This window comes from uncultured Sphaerochaeta sp. (assembly GCF_963676625.2).
Lineage (GTDB): Bacteria > Spirochaetota > Spirochaetia > Sphaerochaetales > Sphaerochaetaceae > Sphaerochaeta.
Genome location: NZ_CAXXYB010000009.1, coordinates 255,283 through 276,830 on the forward strand (window position 1 = coordinate 255,283; position 21,548 = coordinate 276,830).

The 21,548-nt window shown below is 44.1% G+C and carries 24 protein-coding genes; 10 read left to right on the forward strand and 14 right to left on the reverse strand.

Translation table 11 applies throughout. The annotated features are described in order from the left end of the window. The first annotated feature begins 1 nt into the window (after nucleotide 1). The 5 genes from ACHZBG_RS15165 to putP all read left to right on the forward strand — a co-directional run bounded on the left by ACHZBG_RS15165 (nucleotide 2) and on the right by putP (nucleotide 5,561). Complete coding sequence (locus tag ACHZBG_RS15165) at nucleotides 2–1,132, forward strand: ABC transporter ATP-binding protein (RefSeq protein WP_320130306.1); 1,131 nt, start codon at nucleotides 2–4, stop codon at nucleotides 1,130–1,132. Further along, entirely contained in the window at nucleotides 1,129–2,070 is a 942-nt protein-coding gene (locus ACHZBG_RS15170; RefSeq protein ID WP_320130307.1) for an ABC transporter permease, read from the forward strand. Before ACHZBG_RS15165 ends, ACHZBG_RS15170 begins: the two co-directional genes overlap by 4 nt. Further along, entirely contained in the window at nucleotides 2,067–2,870 is an 804-nt protein-coding gene (locus ACHZBG_RS15175; protein WP_320130308.1) for an ABC transporter permease, read from the forward strand. The genes ACHZBG_RS15170 and ACHZBG_RS15175 overlap by 4 nt, the downstream gene beginning before the upstream one ends. A gap of 28 nt (nucleotides 2,871–2,898) precedes the next feature. Beyond that, entirely contained in the window at nucleotides 2,899–3,957 is a 1,059-nt protein-coding gene (locus ACHZBG_RS15180) for an extracellular solute-binding protein (protein WP_320130309.1), read from the forward strand. Between the two features lie 107 nt (nucleotides 3,958–4,064). Beyond that, nucleotides 4,065–5,561 (forward strand): sodium/proline symporter PutP, encoded by a 1,497-nt coding sequence (gene putP, locus ACHZBG_RS15185; protein WP_320130310.1) that lies wholly within the window; start codon nucleotides 4,065–4,067, stop codon nucleotides 5,559–5,561. A 72-nt stretch (nucleotides 5,562–5,633) separates the two neighbouring features. Here putP and ACHZBG_RS15190 read toward each other — a convergent pair whose 3' ends face one another. From ACHZBG_RS15190 to ACHZBG_RS15210, 5 genes are read right to left on the reverse strand one after another with little or no spacing between them, the layout of a single operon-like run. Then, nucleotides 5,634–6,362: an MBL fold metallo-hydrolase gene (locus ACHZBG_RS15190; protein WP_320130311.1), complete on the reverse strand. Its 729-nt coding sequence runs from the start codon at nucleotides 6,360–6,362 to the stop codon at nucleotides 5,634–5,636. Between the two features lie 31 nt (nucleotides 6,363–6,393). Beyond that, a complete protein-coding gene (locus tag ACHZBG_RS15195) occupies nucleotides 6,394–6,918 on the reverse strand; it encodes a GNAT family protein (protein ID WP_320130312.1) in 525 nt (174 codons plus the stop codon). Next, a complete protein-coding gene (locus ACHZBG_RS15200) occupies nucleotides 6,902–7,630 on the reverse strand; it encodes an MTAP family purine nucleoside phosphorylase (protein WP_320130313.1) in 729 nt (242 codons plus the stop codon). Before ACHZBG_RS15200 ends, ACHZBG_RS15195 begins: the two co-directional genes overlap by 17 nt. Then, nucleotides 7,627–8,655, reverse strand: coding sequence for a translation initiation factor 2 (locus ACHZBG_RS15205; RefSeq protein WP_320130314.1), 1,029 nt, complete (start codon nucleotides 8,653–8,655; stop codon nucleotides 7,627–7,629). The genes ACHZBG_RS15200 and ACHZBG_RS15205 overlap by 4 nt, the downstream gene beginning before the upstream one ends. Next, nucleotides 8,655–9,164 carry a nucleoside deaminase gene (locus ACHZBG_RS15210; RefSeq protein WP_320130315.1) on the reverse strand — a complete coding sequence of 170 codons (510 nt, stop codon included), beginning with the start codon at nucleotides 9,162–9,164 and terminating at the stop codon, nucleotides 8,655–8,657. Before ACHZBG_RS15210 ends, ACHZBG_RS15205 begins: the two co-directional genes overlap by 1 nt. A gap of 227 nt (nucleotides 9,165–9,391) precedes the next feature. Here ACHZBG_RS15210 and ACHZBG_RS15215 point away from each other — a divergent pair, with 227 nt between their 5' ends. Together ACHZBG_RS15215 and ACHZBG_RS15220 are read left to right on the forward strand one after the other, a co-directional pair. After that, nucleotides 9,392–10,693: an FKBP-type peptidyl-prolyl cis-trans isomerase N-terminal domain-containing protein gene (locus ACHZBG_RS15215; RefSeq protein ID WP_320130316.1), complete on the forward strand. Its 1,302-nt coding sequence runs from the start codon at nucleotides 9,392–9,394 to the stop codon at nucleotides 10,691–10,693. Nucleotides 10,694–10,836: 143 nt separating this feature from the next. Continuing rightward, a complete protein-coding gene (locus ACHZBG_RS15220) occupies nucleotides 10,837–11,490 on the forward strand; it encodes a GntR family transcriptional regulator (RefSeq protein WP_320130317.1) in 654 nt (217 codons plus the stop codon). Here ACHZBG_RS15220 and ACHZBG_RS15225 read toward each other — a convergent pair. Together ACHZBG_RS15225 and ACHZBG_RS15230 are read right to left on the reverse strand one after the other, a co-directional pair. Next, nucleotides 11,465–11,854 carry a hypothetical protein gene (locus ACHZBG_RS15225; RefSeq protein WP_320130318.1) on the reverse strand — a complete coding sequence of 130 codons (390 nt, stop codon included), beginning with the start codon at nucleotides 11,852–11,854 and terminating at the stop codon, nucleotides 11,465–11,467. The genes ACHZBG_RS15220 and ACHZBG_RS15225 overlap by 26 nt on opposite strands. Continuing rightward, on the reverse strand, nucleotides 11,854–12,495 hold the full coding sequence (locus ACHZBG_RS15230; protein ID WP_320130319.1) for a cytidylate kinase-like family protein: 642 nt from the start codon (nucleotides 12,493–12,495) through the stop codon (nucleotides 11,854–11,856). The genes ACHZBG_RS15225 and ACHZBG_RS15230 overlap by 1 nt, the downstream gene beginning before the upstream one ends. Nucleotides 12,496–12,627: 132 nt before the next feature. Here ACHZBG_RS15230 and ACHZBG_RS15235 point away from each other — a divergent pair, with 132 nt between their 5' ends. After that, complete coding sequence (locus ACHZBG_RS15235) at nucleotides 12,628–13,491, forward strand: hypothetical protein (protein ID WP_320130320.1); 864 nt, start codon at nucleotides 12,628–12,630, stop codon at nucleotides 13,489–13,491. Nucleotides 13,492–13,497: 6 nt separating this feature from the next. Here the strand turns inward: ACHZBG_RS15235 and ACHZBG_RS15240 are convergent, their stop codons facing one another. After that, on the reverse strand, nucleotides 13,498–15,273 hold the full coding sequence (locus tag ACHZBG_RS15240) for a cyclase family protein (protein WP_320130321.1): 1,776 nt from the start codon (nucleotides 15,271–15,273) through the stop codon (nucleotides 13,498–13,500). Beyond that, nucleotides 15,273–16,034 (reverse strand): DNA glycosylase, encoded by a 762-nt coding sequence (locus tag ACHZBG_RS15245; RefSeq protein WP_320130322.1) that lies wholly within the window; start codon nucleotides 16,032–16,034, stop codon nucleotides 15,273–15,275. The genes ACHZBG_RS15240 and ACHZBG_RS15245 overlap by 1 nt, the downstream gene beginning before the upstream one ends. Before the next feature lie 137 nt (nucleotides 16,035–16,171). Here ACHZBG_RS15245 and ACHZBG_RS15250 point away from each other — a divergent pair, with 137 nt between their 5' ends. Both ACHZBG_RS15250 and ACHZBG_RS15255 read left to right on the forward strand, forming a co-directional pair. Next, nucleotides 16,172–16,318 (forward strand): hypothetical protein, encoded by a 147-nt coding sequence (locus tag ACHZBG_RS15250; protein ID WP_320130323.1) that lies wholly within the window; start codon nucleotides 16,172–16,174, stop codon nucleotides 16,316–16,318. Further along, entirely contained in the window at nucleotides 16,293–16,952 is a 660-nt protein-coding gene (locus ACHZBG_RS15255; protein ID WP_320130324.1) for a hypothetical protein, read from the forward strand. Before ACHZBG_RS15250 ends, ACHZBG_RS15255 begins: the two co-directional genes overlap by 26 nt. Before the next feature lie 10 nt (nucleotides 16,953–16,962). On the opposite strand, the gene cysK is transcribed toward ACHZBG_RS15255, so the two are convergent. The 5 genes from cysK to ACHZBG_RS15280 all read right to left on the reverse strand — a co-directional run bounded on the left by cysK (nucleotide 16,963) and on the right by ACHZBG_RS15280 (nucleotide 21,541). Further along, on the reverse strand, nucleotides 16,963–17,892 hold the full coding sequence (cysK, locus tag ACHZBG_RS15260; protein WP_320130325.1) for a cysteine synthase A: 930 nt from the start codon (nucleotides 17,890–17,892) through the stop codon (nucleotides 16,963–16,965). Between the two features lie 101 nt (nucleotides 17,893–17,993). Continuing rightward, nucleotides 17,994–18,410: an Rrf2 family transcriptional regulator gene (locus ACHZBG_RS15265; RefSeq protein ID WP_320130326.1), complete on the reverse strand. Its 417-nt coding sequence runs from the start codon at nucleotides 18,408–18,410 to the stop codon at nucleotides 17,994–17,996. Then, entirely contained in the window at nucleotides 18,407–18,811 is a 405-nt protein-coding gene (locus tag ACHZBG_RS15270) for an Rrf2 family transcriptional regulator (protein WP_320130327.1), read from the reverse strand. The genes ACHZBG_RS15265 and ACHZBG_RS15270 overlap by 4 nt, the downstream gene beginning before the upstream one ends. Nucleotides 18,812–18,987: 176 nt before the next feature. Continuing rightward, on the reverse strand, nucleotides 18,988–20,760 hold the full coding sequence (locus ACHZBG_RS15275) for a 5'-nucleotidase C-terminal domain-containing protein (RefSeq protein WP_320130328.1): 1,773 nt from the start codon (nucleotides 20,758–20,760) through the stop codon (nucleotides 18,988–18,990). A 238-nt stretch (nucleotides 20,761–20,998) separates the two neighbouring features. Next, entirely contained in the window at nucleotides 20,999–21,541 is a 543-nt protein-coding gene (locus tag ACHZBG_RS15280; RefSeq protein WP_320130329.1) for a DJ-1 family glyoxalase III, read from the reverse strand. Nucleotides 21,542–21,548: the final 7 nt, after the last annotated feature.

Genomic DNA, 21,548 nt, shown 5'->3' on the forward strand with positions numbered 1-21,548 from the left:
ATTGAAAGGTGTTGAAGTAACAGTTGGCCAGGTCTCCCGTGCCTATGGGGATTTCAAGGCTCTCGATGAAGTGAGCGTCCAGATCAAGAAAGGTGAATTCTTTTCCCTTCTCGGACCTTCGGGATGTGGTAAAACCACATTGTTACGGATTATCGCTGGGTTTGATTACCCAGATAATGGAACAGTAGAGTTCGATGGAAAGGACATACTTCCCTTGGCACCAGACAAACGTCAGTCCAATACGGTATTTCAAACCTATGCCTTGTTCCCCCATCTTACAGTTTATGAAAATATAGCCTTTCCTCTCCGCCTCAGACATATCAAGAAAGACGAAATAGACAGGAAAGTCAGGGAATACGTACACCTCGTCCAATTGGACGATCATATTGCCAAAAAACCATCCATGCTTAGCGGTGGTCAAAAACAACGTGTTGCCATTGCTCGTGCCCTTATAAACGAACCAAGGGTGCTGCTTCTGGATGAACCGCTTTCCGCACTTGATGCAAAACTCCGCCAAAACCTGCTTGTTGAACTCGATGAACTTCATGATAAGGTAGGCATTACCTTTATTTACGTTACCCATGACCAAAGTGAAGCACTTTCGGTTTCAGACCGTATAGCTGTCATGAATAAAGGCAAGGTATTGCAAATCGGGACTCCTTATGAAATCTATGAGGCTCCGGCAACCAGATTCGTTGCCCAATTCATAGGTGAATCAAACATGTTTCCTTGCACCATTTTATCCTGTGAACCTTCTGAGAAGGAATATCTTCTCCGATGCGATGTACCGGATCTCGGGGGAATCGTTTCAGTTACCGATTATGATCCACAACCCATTGGTGCGAAATTTGATTTCACAGTCAGACCCGAGAAGGTCAGGATTACCGCAGAAGCTCCCCGTATTTCGAACAAGGAACTGAACACCTATTGCGGAATGGTAGATGAACCCGTCTATTCAGGATTCCAGTCAAAATTCTATGTGCGACTTGAAAATGAACAGCACAGCATCATCAAGGTCTTCAAGCAACATACGGCCTTTCTTGACGATGGACCTGAAATCAGTTGGAAAGACAAGGTCTTTGTCAGCTGGACCGCAGCTGATGGCTACCTGGTCAAGGAAATCGATAAATGAAGCAGTATCGTAAGCCAAAGGACCGGGAAAGAATATTGGGAACGACCTACTCCTATCCAATGGGTTTGTGGTTCACTTTCTTTTTTACCATTCCACTTGGAATAATCATATTATATAGCTTTCTGAAACGCGGGCTCTACGGAGGGGTTGAATGGAAATTCACCCTTGAGGCGTATAGACAAATGTTCAACCCGAGTTTTGGGAAGGTTGTAATAAGGACTCTCTGGATCAGTGTAGTTTCAACCTTCATTTGCTTGCTGATAGCAATCCCCTGCGGATATGCCATGGCAAAAAGCAAACATCAGACCTTGCTTCTATTCCTGATCATTATTCCCTTCTGGACCAATTCCCTCATCAGGATATATGCCTGGATATCAATCCTTTCCACAGAAGGATTCATCAATACACTCTTGATAAAAATGGGAATTCTGGATCATGGAATGCATATGATTTACAACAATGGGGCAGTCATACTTGTATTGATCTACATGTATCTGCCGTTTGCCATACTTCCCCTATTTACGACGATCGATAAGTTTGATTTCGCCCTTCTCGATGCGGCCCGCGATCTGGGAGCCACCAAGCTGGGTGCAATTATAAGAGTCATGTTCCCCAACATCAAAAGTGGATTGAGCACCGCCTTCATCTTTACTTTCATCCCGATATTCGGAGCTTATACGGTCCCGTTGCTCGTTGGTGGAAAAGAGTCAACCATGATAGGAAATATCATCGTAGACCAAGTTTCCAAAACTCGTAACTGGCCTCTTGCCTCTGCTTTTTCCATGGTATTGACCATGATTTCCTTAGTCGGGGTTTTCTGGATGCTATACAACGGAAAAAGGGAACAGTCCCAAAAAGAAGGTTCCGGGAAGAAGAATACCCAGGAAAATCTTGAACAGAACATACGTCGTCACCACCTGATACGAGGTGCAAAATGAACTATCATAGCTACAACAAAGGCCACAAGGTCTCTTTTTCCTATATTGTATTGACACTGATCATTATTTTTCTCTTTATTCCACTATTTGTTGTCGTGACTTACTCATTCAACAGCACCAAGGGTATGGAATGGGATCATGCTTCGCTCGTATGGTACGAAAAGCTGATCTTTGAAAGCCCGTCGCTGTGGGCCGCCTTCAAAAACAGCCTTATCATAGCCTTGACCAGTAGCATAACGGCTACCCTTTTGGGAACTCTTGCCTCCATCGGCATCAAATGGTATAGGTTCCGGGGACGTTCCTATATTACGACGATAAGCTATTTGCCGATGGTATTGCCTGAAGTTATCATCGGTATTTCAATGTTGATATTCTTTTCGGCTGTCAAGATCCGTCTTGGCTTGTTTACTATTTTTGTTGCCCATACGACCTTCAATCTCCCGTTCGTCTTCATGATGGTTTCGGCAAGACTGGATGAATTTGATTTTTCAACCATTGAGGCTGCCAGGGATCTTGGTGCAAATGAGTCCCAGACTCTCAGCAAGGTCATTGTACCGACAATCCTTCCGGCAGTTCTGTCAGGATTCTTGATGTGTGTTACTATGTCCCTCGAGGACTTTGTCATAACGTTCTTCGTATCCGGGCCTGGTTCGGGTACACTCCCCCTATATGTATATTCAATGATTCGTTACGGCGTATCCCCGGTTATCAACGCACTGTCGTTCGTCATGATACTCGGGACTATGATCATTGCATTCATCTTTAGAAGGTTCCTTAAGACTGTGGCTGCGAGCAGCTAAGCTTCGGAGGCTTTTCAGGAGGTGCGACATGCACAAAACAAACATTCGGATGCTGGTACTCTGTTCCCTTATTGCATCCATGGCCTTAATCGGTTGCAAAAAGAGTAATCTGGTAAACGGAAAGCTTTATTTATATAACTGGACCTATTACACACCGGACTCGGTGATAGAGCAGTTTGAAAAAGAAACGGGCATTGATGTCATCATTGACAATTTTGCCTCAAATGAAGAAATGTTTGCAAAAGTCATGGCCGGGGGAAATGAAGGGTACGACATTATCTTTCCCTCTTCCGATTATACCTCTATCATGATAAAGTTGGGAATGCTTGAGGAAATTGACCATTCCAAGGTCCCGAATCTCAAGTACATCAACCCTCTTATCAAAGAAAAGGCTACCTACGATAGCAATTTTCGTTATTCTGTCCCCTATTTCATGGGTTCTAGCGGAATTGCGGTAAACAAGGCCTATGCCCCGGCAAATTACAACAAGGATTGGTCGATTTTTGCCGACAAAAGAATGGCAGGTCGCATGTCCATGCTTGACGATATGCGCGAGGTAATGGGTGGCGCACTCAAATATCTTGGATATAGCGGCAATACCACCGATGAGGCCCAACTGCAACAGGCACTTGACTTGATCGTCAATGAGTGGAAACCAAATATCGTAAAGTTTGACTCCGAATCCTTTGCAAAATCCTTTGCACGAGGTGAATTCTGGGTATCCCAATGTTATCCAGAGAATGTTTTTTCCGAGATTCCCGAGGAAAAATGGGGCGATATCGATTTTTTCATACCCCCGGAAGGTGGTATGATGTATATCGACAACATGGTCATTCCCAAGGGTTCAAGAAACTATGATTCTGCATTGAAATTCATCAATTTCATCCATCGTCCAGAAATATATGCAGAATTCCTCGATGAATTCGGCTTTCCTCCCACTACCAATACGAAAGCTGAAAAGTATATGAAAAATCATAATTATTTCTTTACTGCCGAAGATATGAAGAACTCCGACAACATCATGGATTTGGGTATCGACTTGGAAAAATATAACAATATTTGGCAAACAATCAGGTATCAGATGTAATATAACGCATATTTATGCAATAAATACGTATTGTTTTTTAGAATTCGCTTGCCAACCACATTTGGAACAGGTACTCTGAGGCAATATTTTTCTTAGGGGGAGTTTCTATGAATAGCAATAACTTGATTACTATTGTTGCATTTGTACTATACCTGGGTTCAATGATTGGCATTGGCATCTATACGTATAGAAAAACCAACAGTACCAGCGATTATTTTCTTGGAGGTCGCTCTGTCGGTCCCTGGTTTACAGCCTTGAGTGCCGAAGCCTCCGATATGTCTGGCTGGCTTTTGATGGGTCTGCCCGGGGTTGCATATTTTACCGGTCTCAAGGAAGCCTTCTGGACAGCCGCTGGGCTTATTATAGGAACGTATCTCAATTGGTTCTTCGTTGCAAAAAGAATACGCAAGTATTCCATTCATGCCAAGGATTCCATTACCATTCCAGAGTTCCTTGCAAACCGTTTCCATGATAATTCAAATATCCTCAAAACCATCAGCTCTATGTTGATCATTGTATTCTTTGTTGTGTATACCGCCAGCGGCTTCCTTGCCAGTGCCAAGCTTTTCACTGCCGTCTTTGGCTTGAATTATTATATTGCCTTATTGCTAGGGGTTGTTGTCATTTTAGGATATACGCTACTCGGCGGCTACCTTGCCGTCGTAACCACGGACTTCTTCCAAGGTTCGCTTATGTTCATTGCACTGTCCTTGACCGCTATCATAGCTACGATCAAATGCGGAGGACCTGGAGAGGCTATTTCCAAGTTAGGATCATTTGGTCAGCAATTCCTTAATCCGTTTACATCTGCACCAGGAACAAAATATGGTGCCATTGATATCATCTCAGCCCTTTCCTGGGGTCTGGGCTATTTTGGAATGCCTCATATCCTGGTTCGTTTCATGTCCATTCGAAGCAATGAGGAGGTCAAGACCTCAAGACGCATTGCCATGGTATGGGTTACCATAGCAATGGCAGCAGCTCTGATCGTCGGAGTCATCGGAAAAATTTTTCTGCTTCCTATGGTCTATGAAAGCCAGAGCGCCGCTGAAGCAGTTTTCATTGCAAGCATGCAAAACATATTCCCGACCTTTATTGCGGGAATCTTCCTTTGCGCCATCCTTGCTGCAAGCATGAGCACCTCGGATAGCCAGTTGCTCGTTGCCGCCTCTGCTTTCAGCAAGGATGTATACAAGGCTTTTATCCGTAAGGATGCCTCAGACAAGGAAACCTTGATGGTGAGCAGAATTACCGTTTTGGTCATAGCAATCATTGCCATTTTTCTGGCAATGGACCCGACGAGTTCCATATTTGACATCGTCAGCTATGCCTGGGCTGGCTTCGGTGCAACTTTTGGTCCTGTCGTCATTGCCAGTTTGTTCTGGAGAAGATCTTCCAAGAACGGGGCCATAGCTGCCATGGTAGGAGGATTCATCACTGTCGTACTCTGGAAACAACTCTCCGGGGGTATCTTCGATATCTACGAATTGCTTCCTGGCTTCATCATTGCCTCCATCCTCATGATTGTATTCAGCTTACTGGAAAAAAATCCTGATAAAGAAGTTTTTGCTGAATTTGATCGATTTCAGGCACTGGAAGACTAAAAATTCAATTTTCAAATGGGCTGTCTCCACAGAGGCAGCCTTTTTTGCGACCATACGAAAGTAAAGAACTATCTACTTTATGATATACAGGGGAAGATGTTCCTCTTTCAAGGCGTTGAGGTTTTTCCGTAAGGCCCCTGGGGCAAAACTCTTGCCATGGGCAGGATAGATTCGATGTACGGGAAAAGTCAAAAGAGTCTCCCAACTTAGATAAAACTGCTTAAGATCAGTCAAAAAGGGAGGTGCATACCTGGTTTGTGCAAATTGTAAATAATTGGAGGCTGCATCCCCGACAAAAAGGTTGCCTTCATCATCCAACAAGCTGATGGAATCAGGGGTATGACCAGGAGTAAAAATAATGGTATATCCGAGCCGGGAGATGGAGGGTGTAGGAAAATCCAGAAGGATATCAATTTCTCTGACCTGGTAGGCAGGAAAGGAAAGAGTCCAATTCCGATCAAGCTTGCCATACATACCGGCAAGGACTTTCATGGTAGGAGAAGCCCACTTTCCGCCGTATTCGGTCGCATTGACTCCCTTGGCCACCAAATCAGCACAAAGTCCATGCATCACCACCCTGATTCGAGGGTTCTGTTCAACCAGAAAATTCACCAACCCACAATGATCATCGTGATGGTGGGTAAGAAAAACATAGTCGATATCACTGCAACTGATGCCTTGTTTCTTGCATAATGAAAGGAATCGCTTTTTATCATAGCTATAACCGGTGTCGATAAGGAGAGTTCCCTCCTTACTTCTAAGAACATAACAATTGGTTTTGCTTAAAGACAATATGTTCATGAACGCCTCGCTATAAACCCAGAGAGAAATCTCAAGACCAGAGAAGGACCATACGCACACCATCATAATAGACTCCGTCTATGCGTAAAAGCCTGCTGATCTTCCCTTCCTCGACAAAGCCAAATTTCCTGTAGAGATTAAGGGCACGTTCATTATCCTGACGCACCTCGAGACTCAGCTTACTCAACCCTGTCTCCTGTCTTTTTGCCCAGGTAATCAAGGCATCGAGTAATTTGGTTCCGATTCCCATTCCCCAGAAATCCTTGGCAACCGATATTCCGATTTCACCACCATGACATATACGAGAGCGAAGGGAAGCCTCACAATTGGTAGTTCCCACTATCTGGTCGTTGCAACAAGCAAGCAGCATGATGGAATTGGATGCACCTTTCCTTGCTTCAAGGAAAGCAATCTCCTGTTCAAGGGTAGAGGGTAAACCCTTTTCATCGATAACCAAGTTTTGGCTCTCTTTTCCGATCTTCATCAGATAATCCAGAAGCCTTGAAGCATCGGAACCCTCAGCTTCCCTTATCACGATATCAGTCGTTTTTATCATGGTCATCACCCAAGGCAAGAAGACATATGTTTGTCATATGGTCTTTCAATTTCTCTATCGCACAATCATCAATGAATTGCACGGTATTCCCTTCTACCCCTGCGGCCCAATTAATACTATAGGCCAAGCCTGCAAACCGAAGACCCGCTTCCTTTGCCAAGGAAGCCTCTGTCGCGCACGTCATGCCCACATAGTCAGCACCGAGCCTTCCGTAGCATCTGATCTCTGCAGGAGTCTCCAGACGAGGTCCATTCGTACAACAGTAGACACCACCTGTCACCAAGGAGGAATCACCATCCAGGAGAGCGGCATTCAAGGCAGGGTCGAAAGCACAGTCCATGGCTACATGTCGTACCAATTCTTTACCGCCGGTAAAAAAGGTATGGTTCCGTCCTCCCCCAGTCATATCGATAAAATCCTCGACAATACCAATCTTGCCTGGTTGCAAGAGATTCGAGATGGAACCTACCGCATAGATTCCTATAGCTTTAGTGACTCCAAGAAGTGCCAGGGCCTTGATATTTGCCCGATAGTTTATCAGGTGGGGAGGAACCTCATGATTCGACCCATGACGAGGAAGAAAGACCAGGGAGGCATCCTTGCCTCTTCCCTTAAAGAGTTCCACTTCCCCATAGGGAGTGGAAACCAGTGTTCTTTCCGCTTCGATCCCGGGCAGGGAATCGACTCCTGTTCCCCCAATTATTGCTTTCATAGATATGCTCCTGACAAATCACTTGGCTTGAGAATTCCCTTGGGTGTTACAAGGCCTTCAACCAAGGAATGAGGGACTATATCAAAAGAAGGATATAAAGCCTCTATTCCTTCTTCGGTAATACGTGAACCCAGACAATGCGTCACTTCCCTACCAGATCTTTCTTCTATTTGCAACGTCGAGGAATCCAGTTTCGTACGATCGGGTGAAATACTGAATGCATAATACGGAATATGGTAATAGGCGCAGGCGATAGCGTTGGACAGGGTACCAATCTTATTTACCACAGTTCCATCCATGCAAACGACATCAGCGGCGGTAAAATACAAATTTACTTTTCCACGGGAAAGCAAATTTGCTCCCATTCCATCGGTAATCAATTTGACAGGAATTCCCAATTCCCTGAGAGAGGGCGCTGTCAAACGCGCCCCTTGTAAATAGGGTCTGGTTTCACAGGCCAGGACGGAGACTTCCTTACCAGCTTCCTTTGCATAGGCTAGGCTCAGAAGAAACGTATGCTCAGCAAAGCAGGTTGTCAGGATAGTATCACCATTGGTCAGCAGCGATGATCCCAATTGCCCCATGAAATGATAGATATTATCAAAATAGCGTTCCTTTTCCAGAACCAAATCATCGATGGCCCGAGCTATATCGTGTATAGTGCCATTCTTTTGGAAAAGGAGAGTAATCTGTTCTAGCAATTCGACAAGGACCCTTGCCATGGTGGTATTGGTTGGCCTAGCAGAAACCAAACAGGCGACGGCCTCGGAAAAAGTAGAAATGTTGGCATTCATCGTTCCCTGTTCCATTCTGTGCCCACAGTAGGAAAGGGTGGTCAAGGCAACTTGGAGCGGCCCTCCCCCTTGGGTTACCATCTTTTTGAGACTCTCAGCTATCTCTTCTACAGAGAAGCATTGTACAAAGGCTTTTTCAAACGGAAAAACCCTTCTATCCCCAATAAAAAAGGTAGCATCCTCAAACCGACAGATATTCTCTTTTTGCAACAGATACGGAAGGGTTATCATCAGTTATTCCAAAACCCAAGATGATCCTCAATGATGGCATTCACCAAATTGGCATCAGATACCGGGCCTACGATCACCATATCCTTTTGCCCATGGGAAAGCACTTCCCCTGCTGGAAGGTCAAAAGTTGGATTTTGATCATTGCTTCCGGTCAAGGAGAGCAATTGTTTTTCGGTAATACCAAATACCAAGCGACGGACATTTGTCCAATACATGGCACCGCAACACATCACACAGGGTTCTGCTGAAGTATAGAGACTGCAGGTAGATAAAAACTCAGGACTGTAGAGTTTCCCGGCTTTGAGCATCAAGGCAGTTTCGGCATGCATTGCAGCGCCTCCGCCAAGGTGATCATTGCCCTGTTCTAGCAGAATATTTCCATTTGCATCGGCAAGCAAAGCTCCGAAAGGATGGTTTCCCTTTTCCTTTGCCTCGTGGGCAATACGCACTGTCTCATATAAGAGCGCAATATCTTTTTGTGTAGCATTCTCTTGGGAAATCATTGGCATTATCGGTTCCTCTTTGTTCGTACAGTAGCATGCAAAAAACAACTTTTCAACCAATTTCACAAAGTTCATAAAAATACAAAAAATGCCTTATTTATTTTACTGGATAGGAATTACAAGTTTATGGCAAGAACTTTTTCTAAAAAGAGTCATTGACGATTGGACAAAGAGAACTTACATTAGACAAATAGGTAGAAATCTATTTTCTAGAAAAAAATAAAGGAATAAACATGAACAGAAGCAAATTAGCAAAGTGTGCCATGGCGTTTTTTACCATGACGCTCGTTGTCCCTGTATTGTTTGCAGCAGGAATGAAAGAAACGGCTCCGAATGCAGTAACTGGTAGAATCATATCAATCAGTTCTGCTGACTCAGTTCCCGTAATAACTGTCCGCACAGAAGAAGGCAACCGCGTTGTTTTTTCTACAGATAAAAATACGGTAAGCAGTTATCCTATTGCTTCCCTTTCATCCGGTGACTATATCGAAACAGTTGCCCAGGCCGAAGTTGCCCAAACAATCAGATATATCAATCCTCTTGTTGCCATGAAGATCAAGGATCTTTCAATCAGCGGTTCCCTGATGGAAGTTCCCCAGACCCTTGCTGAACGTTTCAGCTACACCTATGGCTATCTTCTTCTCCAATCCTTTGCCAACCAAAACCTCTTCTTCCATGGAGGATATTATATCAAGGGCTCCTTGGATGGACTTGCCTCCGCAACTCAGAAGGTACCAGGTTCTTATACCCTTGATGAGATGTATACAAATATCGATACCTACCAATCCACCGTCTGGAATGCAGGAAAGGCTCCTACTGATTTTGGTCCTGCAGAAAGTTTGGATACAATCAATGCACTTACCGTCAGTGAGGATGCCACTGATGCCTTCAGTTATGCTTATGGGTATCTGTTAGCCTACAATATGGTAGCACAAGGCATTGAACTCAATTCTGATTTTTACATCGCAGGAATAATGGATTTTGCCTATACAAATCCAACCTTGCTTACCGATGAGGAAATGCAGAGTGCTTTTTCTGAATATCAGGCAAAGATTGAAAAGGAATATGCAGAATGGTCAGCCAAGGCCAAAGTTGAAAACCTTGCAAAGGCTGAAGATTATCTTGCACAAAACAAGAGCAATGAAGGCGTCATCACCACCGACAGTGGTCTCCAATATCAGATACAGGTCGCTGGCACAGGTCCGAAACCTGCAGCTACCGATACAGTCGAAGTCAATTATCAGCTTCAATTATCTGATGGCACGGTTGTTGAGAGCTCCTATGATTCCGGCACAACTGCCCACTTTGGAGTATCCCAGGTCATTCCTGGTTTTCAGGAAGCGCTGCTCAACATGAATACCGGTAGCCAAATCAGATGCTGGATTCATCCTACCCTTGGGTATGGCGAAGAAGGAACCCAGAAAATCGAGCCCAATTCCTTGTTGGTCTTTGATATTGAGCTTGTTGGTATCGATCCTCCTGCAACAGCAACTACGACACCTGCCGCTGCTGTTACAACTCCTGCAACCAACTAATCATTTTCCTGTTTTTATAAAGAAACCTCTCATTGCAAACCATGAGAGGTTTTTTTATCGGAAAATTACATTAAAGGAAGCTTGTATTCAAGCCGTTTTTCTACTTCTCACGACACAATCCTTTGGGTATACTCTGTCCTATTATGCATGAAGAGAAAAACACTTCCCTTATTGAAACAATCTACCAGACACTTCGCTTCAAGATTCTTCAAGGAACCTTGAACAATGGTGAGAAACTTTCGGAAAACACTTTGGCCAATGATTTCCATTGCTCCAGAACCCCTGTCAGAGAGGCCTTGAAACGATTGGAACAGAATGGTTTCATTGTAATCATTCCCCATAGTGGAAGTTATATAAAAGCCTCGACCATCAATGATTACCAACAGTTAACTGAGGTTCGCACCTATCTTGAGGCACTTGCAATGCGGCTCGATTGCGATAACCTTGTAAATACCTCTGAATTGGAAAGTATACTCAATCAAATGGATACAATTTGGGAAAATGACCAGCACGACATGCAGTCTTTCACAAGTCTTCACTATCAGTTCCATCTCAAACTTGTGCAACTGGCAAAGAATACCTTGCTCGATCAAATGTATGGAAGGCTCAATTTAAATGAAATAGCCTTGCTTTCTTTTCAGGAAATCAACAAAGCAGGATTCAAGAAAACTCAGGCCGAACATCGCAAATTGGTGCAAGCAATACAAGACGGAAATTCCAAGGATGGTGAAAAATTCATGATTTCCCATCTCTGGAGGAAAAGGGAGCGCTTCAGGGCCGAGGCCCTGCAAGCGTAAAAATTACCTTCTTTACCTGTTGAGGGACTCCATTTTGCAAGGAAGGCTTATAATGCTCGCCTTTCTCCAGCAATATGAAGCGCCCGGGAATTGCCAAGGCAACCACTGAGGGAATGCCTTCTTCTTCCAGGGCAATCATCTCCTCACCTTCCAAGACAATATGCATGCAATCAAAAGAAGCTTCCTCAATGGGACCATCGGAGTGTGAAATATAGGAGGATACAGCGTACTCGATGCCATCGACACAATAGGTGCCATCGGCATCCTCATACGGTAGGCTTCGATCCATAATATCAATCAATCGCGCAACAGAAGGATATTGTTTCTGGTACCACTCCAAATTATCCAAGACATCAAAAATCATCAGATACCCTTTCCCTTATGACTGCTCCAGGTTTTTTCAAAGGCAATGATTTGCTCGGCACAACCCTCAATTCCAATTTTACCACTGTCCAGGCTCAAATCGTACGTGCGGCACATGCCCCATTTGCGATCACTGTAATAATTATAAAAATTGGCTCGTTGCTTGTCCGCCTTGAGACAGACATCCTCGGCTTTGGCCTCTTCCACCTGATACACCCGGATGGCACGCTCTTTTCTGTTCTCTATTGAAGCATGGACAAAGATATTCAAGACATTCTCCATATCCCTGAGAATATAGTCGGCACAACGCCCTACAATGACACAAGGACCTGTTTCTGCCAGCTTCTTTATTGTCTTGCATTGGATGAGGAATAACTGGTCATTCAAGGGCATCTCGGTTACGCCAAGAGCACCACTGGCCATTGGATAGTTTCCCATCACCAGCGAATAGAAGATGCTACTTGTTGCCTTTTCGTCTGCATTGGCAAACAAAGCTTCGCTCAAACCGCTATCCTGAGCGCTCAATGCAACAAGTTCCTTATCATAAAACGGAATCCCAAGTCTCTTTGCCAAGGTTCTCCCTACCTGTCTTCCACCGCTTCCGAACTGTCTGCCAAGAGTAAATACTGTTTTATTATCCATATGCAGGTTCCTCCACTGCGCATAGTATACCATATTTTAGGTTTCTTGGAAAATCTGAATCTTCCTCTTGCGTCTTATACAAATTATTTCTATTATTATTTCAAAACAATGTTTCATTTTTTAGGAGGTAGTATGGTTTATTTACAAAACGGAACTTTTTCCATGGAAATAGCAACTCTCGGAGCAGAGCCCCAATCGCTTAAAAACATACAAGACAATCGAGAATATATCTGGAACGGAGACAAGGAATATTGGTTCAGGCATGCTCCCCTACTTTTCCCAATGACCGGCCCCACCAAAGAAAATATGATTTCCGTGAATGGCAAAACCTACCCAATGTCAAACAATGGGTTTGCCCGTGACATGGAATTTGCAGTTCTGGAAAATGATGATACCCATGCAGTATTTCTTCTGGAAGACAATGAGCAAACCAAAGCCATGTATCCCTTTGGTTTTTCTCTCATGGTCACCTACACACTCCTCAACGATGGCTACAGTGCCCGTGCGCAGATATTGGCCAAGGATGATCAGTATTTTAGCTTTGGCTGGCATCCTGCCTTCAGCCTTGACATGAATGGCAAGGAAACTTCCCTTGAACAATACCAGGTGGAATTCACAAAGAGGGAAACCACTGACAGAAAATATCCTGTCAATGGAGTATTCGTTACGGAAAAAAATTTCCTGGACAATACGTCCTTACTCGATTTGTCGCGTATTGAAACAGATAAAGGCCCCATTATTCTTGAAAACTTACGATCAAAGAGCATTACCCTCCGTTGCAAGAGCGGAAAGCACGGGGTACGGGTCGAAAGAAATGATTTTCCGACTTTTGTAATCTGGACTTGTTCCCCCAAACATGGACAATATGTCTGCCTGGAACCTATGTGGTCCTTCGGCGACACCACCAGACCCTTGGAACTCAAGGATATGAAAGAGACCATGTTTCTCGAAAAGGGAAAGAAGAAAGTCTTTGAAAACACCTTCAAAGTTTTCTAGAATCGCTTAATCACGGAAGGACGCCACAACTCTGGCGGGACAGCCATCGCTATCTTTTACTGAAAGTGGCAACGCTGTCAAATCGATGCATTTTCCGACCAAGGTACGCAAATTACATAAATTTTCAAGAACAAGACAATCTTTCGAGAGGATTTTCCGGTGAATCGGGAAGTCCTCTTCTTTTTCATCATCGCAGCTCATGCAATCAAAACCAAAAAGGGTTATTCCCCGCTCAAGGAGAAAGTCCACGGCCTCGATGTTCAAAAGAGGGAATCCTGCTTGATATCGTTCAGTATTCCAATAGGCTTCCCAGCCAGTAGAGAACAGGACACAAGTAATCTCAGTGGGAATATCCTTTACAAGTTCCTTATCAATCACAGATACCCCCTTGCAATCGAGTACGAAACCCTTTGCAAAGAAAGTTGTCATAGAAAATTCATCAAGCGTCTTTCCTGAAGAGAACATATGACCAGGACTATCGAGATGTGTTCCACTATGGCTTCCCAGTTGTATTTTTTTTACGCGATAACCTTCCTGTTCCACTGTCGCCACCGTTTCAAGAACAATATCTGGATCCCCAGGATAGGAAGCTTTAGAATTTTCCAGGACATGACTCAAATCCAGGGAGATCAAGGGATGAAGCATTTTTCCCTGTGCATAAAGTTCATGAGCAAAAGCCTTTCTTGCTGTCTCTTTCAACACATTCCTAAACTCAGATAACTGAATAGGATCAAGATTAAGATGTGAAAGCGGAGCGTAAAGACGAAAGAGCAGACTGTTCGCCGCTTCCTCGCTCATTTCCTGTATACCAGCTATCTTCGATCTTGCCTGAAACCAAGCGAAAAATAAATCAAGGGCCTGGTCAATCAAACGATTTGCTTGTTCTACCGCTTTTTCCCGCTCAGGCAACCTACAATCAAGATCCTTGAGTGTATATAAAGTTTTGCCAGCAAGCTTGCCTACTGCAGGATCTATATCAGGAGGATTGGAGAGATCAATATACAAAAGAGGAGCTGTAGCATCACCCTCGCACAAGGTATAGCCCAACCCCTTGGTGGCACTTATAACGACACCAACCTCTGAAAAATAGGAAAAACGTTCGTCATACAAAGCTCTGGAAACCCCATTCGGTATCAAGAAATCAGCTTTTTCCAGGTCCCTGATCGTCATGGTAATCGGCACTTTCAGGCAAAGCAGTTCCTGAGCAACCAACCGAGCCAATCCACTGCTTCCGATAATCAGGATACCCAGATTAGAAGGCACTTTTCCTTCGATTTCCAGAAGATGCCGTACTGCAAGGGCAATGGTTTTTTCGGGTAAAGTGAGATTGATGGTAGATTGTACTTTCTTGGCCACGGTAATGGCCCCTTTGAAAAGTTGTTCCAATACAGAGGTGGTACAACCACACTGTCGCGAGCGAAGAATCGATTCCCTCAATTGGCTGATAATCAGATCTTCGCCAAACAACGGGGAATGAAGACCGCAAGCAAGCTCGTACAGATATCTCACTGAGGAGGTCCCTTCTTTTTCATAAAAATAGGACTTCCAGGCAAGAGGAGAAAGAGATAGTTCCCTGCACATTGGTTCATAGGCGGAAATTGAACTATCAAGACACCAGACCTCTATTCTGTCGCACGTACAAAGAATGACTGTTGCACAACTGTTGGTTTGTTTTTTCACCTTTACCGTTGCATCAATCAATTGCTTTGGAGAAAAGAGAAAGGAGGTACGAGCTGAGGGAGTCATCTGATCTAAACGTATGCCGATTACCTTGATTTGCATCAGGACTCCTCCAAGGTTCTCACATAATGGAAAAGATATTGTTGTGCCAAGGCTGCATAGGGAGAAAAGATTTCACTGGTTTCATGCGGATACCAACGAGCCATTGCCTTTTTCATCCAAGTATCCATTGGAAAAGCTTCCATTCGATGATAACCATAAAGAAGGACACAGGAACCGACCTTGCGACCAACTCCTCGAATTGTCATCAATTGCAAGAGCGCGTCTTCAAACTCCAAAAGAGGAATTGTATCAAGCAAAGAGCTTTTTTGAATGGCGTCCAGGATATAAGGAGCGCGGAATCCCATTCCAAGAGCACGCAACTCAGTTTCAGTCGCTTTTTGAAGTTGCTTCTGGGTGGGAAAGGAATATCGCCCGGATTCCACTTGAGTACCGTACTCTTTCCCCAGCTTTTGGAACATCTGGGTAATCCGTTTGATATTATTATTCTGGCTCAGTATAAAACCTATCAGAACTTCCCAAGGATCCTGATTCAATATATGCAATCCCTGAGCATGAGCAACGGCATCTGCCATCGGATAGCCCAAGGAACCCAGGTAAGACTCAGCCTTAAGATACTCCCAATCCATATCAAAATAATGTTGGAGAAAAAGGTCCTGGGAACACTTTTCAAGAATGTTTTCCTGACGGATACGGACCAGTTTTCCATCCAAAACCGCACTATAGGTATCACCTTCTTGCAGCCAACCAAAACTCTGTCCGCAAAACAGCGTGGTTTGCAAATCAAGTACAACATGTTCCATACACGTACTGTATCAAGTTGCCTCTTTGTTGACAAGGTTTCAAAAAATTCAGATACAGGGTTTTCATTTACTCCTTTTTTATTCCGCTGCTTGCAAATCCCCTGAAATTCCAAATTTGACATAAAACTATCATTTATATGATGCATTTTCGTCATTTTTCAGTATTTCTGATAGATATTTTCCACTTCTGGCAGTATTCTTGGAGTGAAGGAAAAGACCATACCTATGCAGACAAGACAACCTACAATCCCCTCTTGTATGACACGAATCATTGGGACTTCTGATGAAACAGAAAGAATTCACAGAATTCTCAGTAGGTATGCCCATATCACCTTTACAAAACAATCCATCTTGGCAACCTTTTCCCAGGAAGATATCTCAGTAATCGGGAAAATACTTCGATCCCTTCCCAATCGGGAACAAGTGCTTTGCGAACCATATAGTTTTGGGGACCTATTTCTTGAAGGGCGAACCATTTTACAGAAAAAATTCAATGCAAGCAACTTTCCACTTCAATGCAGGGTATTGGATGTCGCAGAAGAGGTCGAGAAAGCAAAAACCAAATTTGCCTTGATTGCCGTCGATTGGAACAGCGGAGTTTCACTCTTGCTTTCCGTCTCCTCAAAAGAAGAGAACCTTTGGAAACAAGCGGAGGGCTTTCTTTTTGATCCGTTGACAAAAACCATGGTGGACGTTGCAACCGAAAAAGATTTGGCGAACCTTATAAAACTTTCCCAGACAAGCCTCCATACAAAAAAGGCCAATCAAAGCATCGGAATTTTCAAGGTTCGATGCTCTGAGGCCTTTTTTATTGAGAATATCTTTGGATTCCCCTTGGATTGCAAGTTTTCCCTCCGTATGGGGAAAACATTCGACGAGTCAGGCCATCTTATCCCTGAATTCATTGATCTCTGCTAGTTTCCTGAGTTCAGGCTTCTGAGAACAACCAGGTGGAAAGATACCGTTCCCCGGTATCAGGAAGTAAGGCAACTATGGTTTTTCCCTCATTTTCCTTTCTTCGAGAAAGAGAAATAGCTGCCTCCAGAGCAGCCCCAGAAGAGATGCCAATGAGTAAACCTTCCTGCTTGGCAGCCTGTCTGGCGGTTTCCCCTGCCTTGGCATCCTCGGAGGTATAGACTTCATCGATTACTGATTGATCAAGTACCTCGGGAATAAAACCTGCACCTATGCCTTGTATTTTGTGAGGCCCTGCATGCCCTGCACTCAAGACAGGGCTGGTCAAGGGTTCGATACCCACTATCTTGATCGCTGGATTTACTTCTTTGAGATATTTACCTACCCCTGAGATTGTTCCACCGGTACCGATTCCTGCAACAAAAATATCCACGTTGTGTCCTGAATCTTCCCAAATTTCAGGGCCAGTGGTGTCATAATGGACCTTAGGATTATCAGGATTCGAAAATTGGGAAGGAATAAAGGAATTGGGAATACTTGCAGCAATCTCGTTTGCTTTTTCAATAGCACCTTTCATTCCCAAGGTTCCCTCGGTCAAGACCAGTTCCGCACCAAGTGCAGAGAGAAGCTTCCTTCGTTCCACACTCATGGTCTCTGGCATGGTGATGATCAAGCGATACCCTTTTACCGCAGCAACAAAAGCAAGGCCTACTCCTGTATTTCCACTTGTCGGTTCCACCAGTACGGAACCCTTGGTAAGTTTACCACTTTTCTCTGCGCCTTCCACCATGCCAAAGGCAATTCTGTCCTTTACACTGGAAAGTGGGTTAAAGCTTTCAACCTTGACCAAAACAGTGGCATAGCCATCATTTAAGCGATTGATACGAACCAATGGCGTATTTCCTATTTTCTCTGTGATGTTGTTATAAATTTTTGAAGCCATGACGATATCTCCCTTGGACTAAATTCCTAGTATTATCATAGGTTTAATAGTATTTAAAACCATGCCGAATGTCAACCTATCCTTATTACCTAAATAACTCGTTATATGGAATAGGAAAAAGTTTCTTGTTGGACAATATCTGCAAGTGTCATTCCCTCAAAAAGCTGCTGTATCCGAAGGTCAAGTTTCTGATAGAAATAAGAATGCAAGCAACGTCGAATAGCTGTCTGTGTACCAAATGAAGGATCATCGAACGATAAACCACCTTCCAAGATATCCAATACGTCATACACCAGTATCTCTGAAGGATTATCTTTTAGCAGGTAGCCACCACCTGCACCTTTTACAGAGACCAGAACCCCGTTACGGGTCAACATCAAGGCAACTTGCTGCAGATATTTTTCACTGACACCCTGTCTTTCCGCAACCTGGGAAAGGGCAATAGGATGATCCTGATGATTTTCGGCCAAATCAACAAGTAACCGCAACCCATAACGTCCGCGGGTGGAAATCTTCATATCCCTCCTCCCTGTTCAGATTCCACCAGATGGGAAGCCAAAGACTCCAAGGTAATAGCTCGAGCAAATTCATTGACATTATTCTTGAATAAGGACCAAGTCGCATGGGTCTTGCATTTCTCGCGCTTGCAACCATTGCAAGGAACAGGTTGAAACTTTCCCTCGCTTGCGTTCAGCACATCAAGACACGTAATACCCGTTCGAGCTAGTCTGTATCCACCTTGCACACCTCTTTCTGATTCAACCAGTCCAGCGCGTCTGAGTGGTATCATCAGTTGCTCCAGATAACCACTGGAAATGCCTGTAGCGTCACTAATTGAACGAATACTGCAACTTGTATCGCTGGTAGCAAGGAACACCATGGTCTCCAGGGAATATCTGCCTTTTGTTGAAAACTTCATAGTAAGAAAGTATCAGTTGGTTTTCCAATGGTCAAGTGAGTTTCAAACACTGACTTCGAATTATTTCTCTTTATATTATGAATATATTTATACAAATTCGTAAGTTTATATAAGTGTCCTACAAAAAAAGCCAGGCAACCCCAAAAGGTCACCCGGCAAAGTCAGTCAAAGGAAAATCAAAGGATCTTTTTCATCCTGAGATCATTTGCATTCAAGGCCTCGATATTCGGAGTTCTCCCATCGCTGCTGGTCGGAAGCATAATTTTCCCATCCCGGACGAGAGCATAAATTCTCTGTGCATCCTTGTCGGAAAGGTCTGCTCCTATAAGTTTCCAGTTGTTGTCGCAAGATGGCATGATAGTCCCATGCTTTACCACATAATCGCTGATAAGGTCACGGATGGCCAAACCACTATTATAGACAAGGTCCTCACTCTTGGAACTGATCAAGCCACTGGACGACAATCCACCATATCTATAATTATTGAGGGCAAGAACAAGAACTTGGGAATCAGAAAGAGGTTTTCCCTTGTAAATCACGTTGCAAATACGTTGCCCCACAGGTTTCGATACATCGATGTCATAGGCAACACCTTGGAACATATCATAATTATACATGCGAATCTTGGAATTAAAGGAAATGGTTACGTCTCCCTTTTTATACTGATTGAAGAAAGAACCTGCCTGCAATTCCATGATTGCCTTCAATTGCTTACCCGTCACACGTACAGCCATGAGCGTATTGTCATACTTGTAGATTTTTACACCATCACGCTTGCGGAAATCTCCCTTGGGAAGATCGCTGTTCGCATCAAAAAGAGCTGCAAGCGATACATCAGCCTTTGTGGCATCCAATTGGATATCATTGATCAAGTCAACCATCGCAGTATCTTGCATGATTGCAGTTGGAATACCAGGGATGTCATTCCAATTCAAGGAGGGCAAGAAATTCCCACCGACCTTTCCAACCGCAGTATTGGCCATGGCACGACTCTTATCGTCAACATACTTGAACTCACCAAGGAAGGCTGGATCAGCTTCGATTTTTTGGCCTTTGACAGGAATTACTGAACCTGTTACGCCTTCGATCAACCATTTTCCGCCAGATACTTTCTGAACCAGCTTAATCTCTACTTTCCCGACACCTGAGCCTTTGCTACCCGGTTCTACGATAACCGAACCATTACTCTCAACTTCCTGAAGAGTCGAATGGGCATGCCCTATGAGAAAAGCGGAAATTTTATCACCATACTTAGCTGCAACTTCGCGGATTCCCTCGGTATCATACTCCCCCTCCTCACCATAATGGATCAAGGCAACGATGACATCAGCCTTTCCTTCCAGTTCCTTGAGGATCTTTCCTGTTTCTTCCATAGGGGATGTAAAGGTCATATTGTCGAAATGAGCAGGATCGGAAGCTTCCCACCGATTGATATGTGGTGGGGCAAGACCCATAATGGCAACCCTTACACCGTTTACTCTCTTGATTATATACGGTTGAGCAAATCTGGTACCATCTGTCTTGTATATATTTCCACCCAAGACAGGAGCATTCACCGCCGCAATTTCTCTCTGGAGGTTTTCAAACTCAAAATTGAACTCATGGTTTCCCAATTCCCAGGCATCGTACCCAAGAAAATTGAGCGCCCTTGCAACAGGGGGAACAGCATCAAAACGAAATTCCTGGATCATATTGTCCTGGGAAGTATCTCCGTTATCGACAAGCAGGAGACTGGGATCCTTTACCCTTTCCTGCTTGATGACAGTTGCAACCTTGGCCCAACCTTGATCAAGGGGAGAATCAGTGGCATAGTCCCAGGGAGCAAAAGTCCCGTGCATATCACTTGTTTCGAGTATCGTTACCGTTACCTCGTTTTGTCCCGTTGCAAAAAGCGGGAAAGCAATCATACACAAAGACAGAATGAACAGAAGAGCAATGTTTCTTTTCATGAGCAATCCTCCTAACATAGTTCACCCGTCAAGAAAGACAGGCCCCTCTATCCTAAGCCCTCTCATAGCAGATGACAAGCTTAACATTAAAAATCGCCAAGGGAAAAGGAATGTAATTACTGACAAGTGAATACTTATAGGAAAAGACTCAAAAAAAAGATATAAAAAGCTCCAGGAAACAATGGTATTCCCGGAGTTTTTCAAAGTTGCAAAATCAAGTTGAACAGATCAGAATTCCTTACTGGATAACCTGCTTGGAAAGTTTATCTGCTGTTTTTTGGTCAAACAATCGCGTAATGATTGCCAGGGCAAATTCCAAGGCACAACCTGCTCCTTGGGCTGTTATTAGATTTCCATCGGTCACAACCCTTTCTTTGGAAAGGACCAAACCAGGGCACTCTTTTTCCGACCCCGGATACCCCGTTACGGTATGGCTCTCAAGCAATCCTGTCCTACCCAAGACAACGGCAGTCGCAGCACAAATGGAGGCAACAATACCCGTTTGTGCAGTTTTAATGCACTTTTCCAAAACGGCATAGGAAGCGGCCAGATTCTTAGAACCAACAGATCCGCCTGGACAGACAACACAATCATAGCCCTGATTACAATCAGAAAGAAGTGCATCGCAGGTAACTCGGATACCATGGGAACCAAGGATTTCCAGATTATCCAATCCGGCGACCATTACGTTAGCACCACTACGTCTCAACATATCAATCGGGGTGATTGCCTCGATTTCCTCAAACCCATTGGCAAGAATTACCAAAACGGAAGGAACCATAGAAACC

Coding starts and splice junctions, on each gene's coding strand:
- ACHZBG_RS15175 (WP_320130308.1), top strand. CDS start 2,067: ATGAACTATCATAGCTACAACAAAGGCCACAAGGTCTCTTTTTCCTAT.
- ACHZBG_RS15265 (WP_320130326.1), bottom strand. CDS start 18,410: ATGAAGATTTCCACCCGCGGACGTTATGGGTTGCGGTTACTTGTTGAT.
- ACHZBG_RS15195 (WP_320130312.1), bottom strand. CDS start 6,918: ATGATAAAAACGACTGATATCGTGATAAGGGAAGCTGAGGGTTCCGAT.
- ACHZBG_RS15205 (WP_320130314.1), bottom strand. CDS start 8,655: ATGATAACCCTTCCGTATCTGTTGCAAAAAGAGAATATCTGTCGGTTT.
- ACHZBG_RS15180 (WP_320130309.1), top strand. CDS start 2,899: ATGCACAAAACAAACATTCGGATGCTGGTACTCTGTTCCCTTATTGCA.
- ACHZBG_RS15280 (WP_320130329.1), bottom strand. CDS start 21,541: ATGGTTCCTTCCGTTTTGGTAATTCTTGCCAATGGGTTTGAGGAAATC.
- ACHZBG_RS15220 (WP_320130317.1), top strand. CDS start 10,837: ATGCATGAAGAGAAAAACACTTCCCTTATTGAAACAATCTACCAGACA.
- ACHZBG_RS15250 (WP_320130323.1), top strand. CDS start 16,172: ATGATGCATTTTCGTCATTTTTCAGTATTTCTGATAGATATTTTCCAC.
- ACHZBG_RS15210 (WP_320130315.1), bottom strand. CDS start 9,164: ATGCCAATGATTTCCCAAGAGAATGCTACACAAAAAGATATTGCGCTC.
- ACHZBG_RS15255 (WP_320130324.1), top strand. CDS start 16,293: ATGACACGAATCATTGGGACTTCTGATGAAACAGAAAGAATTCACAGA.
- ACHZBG_RS15190 (WP_320130311.1), bottom strand. CDS start 6,362: ATGAACATATTGTCTTTAAGCAAAACCAATTGTTATGTTCTTAGAAGT.
- ACHZBG_RS15170 (WP_320130307.1), top strand. CDS start 1,129: ATGAAGCAGTATCGTAAGCCAAAGGACCGGGAAAGAATATTGGGAACG.
- ACHZBG_RS15240 (WP_320130321.1), bottom strand. CDS start 15,273: ATGCAAATCAAGGTAATCGGCATACGTTTAGATCAGATGACTCCCTCA.
- ACHZBG_RS15245 (WP_320130322.1), bottom strand. CDS start 16,034: ATGGAACATGTTGTACTTGATTTGCAAACCACGCTGTTTTGCGGACAG.
- ACHZBG_RS15225 (WP_320130318.1), bottom strand. CDS start 11,854: ATGATTTTTGATGTCTTGGATAATTTGGAGTGGTACCAGAAACAATAT.
- ACHZBG_RS15275 (WP_320130328.1), bottom strand. CDS start 20,760: ATGAAAAGAAACATTGCTCTTCTGTTCATTCTGTCTTTGTGTATGATT.
- ACHZBG_RS15215 (WP_320130316.1), top strand. CDS start 9,392: ATGAACAGAAGCAAATTAGCAAAGTGTGCCATGGCGTTTTTTACCATG.
- ACHZBG_RS15230 (WP_320130319.1), bottom strand. CDS start 12,495: ATGGATAATAAAACAGTATTTACTCTTGGCAGACAGTTCGGAAGCGGT.
- putP (WP_320130310.1), top strand. CDS start 4,065: ATGAATAGCAATAACTTGATTACTATTGTTGCATTTGTACTATACCTG.
- ACHZBG_RS15235 (WP_320130320.1), top strand. CDS start 12,628: ATGGTTTATTTACAAAACGGAACTTTTTCCATGGAAATAGCAACTCTC.
- ACHZBG_RS15270 (WP_320130327.1), bottom strand. CDS start 18,811: ATGAAGTTTTCAACAAAAGGCAGATATTCCCTGGAGACCATGGTGTTC.
- cysK (WP_320130325.1), bottom strand. CDS start 17,892: ATGGCTTCAAAAATTTATAACAACATCACAGAGAAAATAGGAAATACG.
- ACHZBG_RS15200 (WP_320130313.1), bottom strand. CDS start 7,630: ATGAAAGCAATAATTGGGGGAACAGGAGTCGATTCCCTGCCCGGGATC.